The sequence below is a fragment of the Psychromonas sp. Urea-02u-13 genome, assembly GCF_002835995.1.
GTDB lineage: Bacteria > Pseudomonadota > Gammaproteobacteria > Enterobacterales > Psychromonadaceae > Psychromonas.
Window position 1 is genome coordinate 1 of sequence record NZ_PJBZ01000282.1, and the last position, 417, is coordinate 417.

1 protein-coding gene is annotated in these 417 nt (G+C 32.6%); it reads left to right on the forward strand.

All coding sequences use genetic code 11. The features are described from left to right. The coding region (locus tag CXF74_RS21745; protein WP_232772626.1) for a hypothetical protein at positions 1–312 on the forward strand (312 nt) is incomplete at its 5' end. Positions 313–417 lie beyond the last annotated feature (105 nt).

The following is a 417-nucleotide window of genomic DNA, read 5'->3' on the forward strand; positions in this document are numbered from 1 at the left end:
TATGCCACTGGTTTTTATATGAGCAATCATCAAAACAAAAAGTTAAAAAGAAAAAAACGGAATGCTTCATCTACTGTAATACCGAAGATGAGCTCAAATAAAAATGTAATTAAAGGACGCTGGCAATTTTGGTTACTCTTGATTATTACTGTTAGTGGTTTTTTATTTGGCTATGCTCAAAAAGGTGTATTAGGTGGAATAGGCTTTGGTCTAGTCATGTATTTATTACCATTTATTGTATGTATTCGTGGAAATTTGTCTTTATCTAAAAAGCAGTTGTCGCACTTTTATAAATATACAACGCAAAAGTAAGGCATATAACAAGAACTTTAAACGGAACATAAACAGTTGGCTATGTTTCGCTTCGCTACACTATTTTAGCCAACTATTTCTGTCCGCTTAAGTTGGCGTTAAATG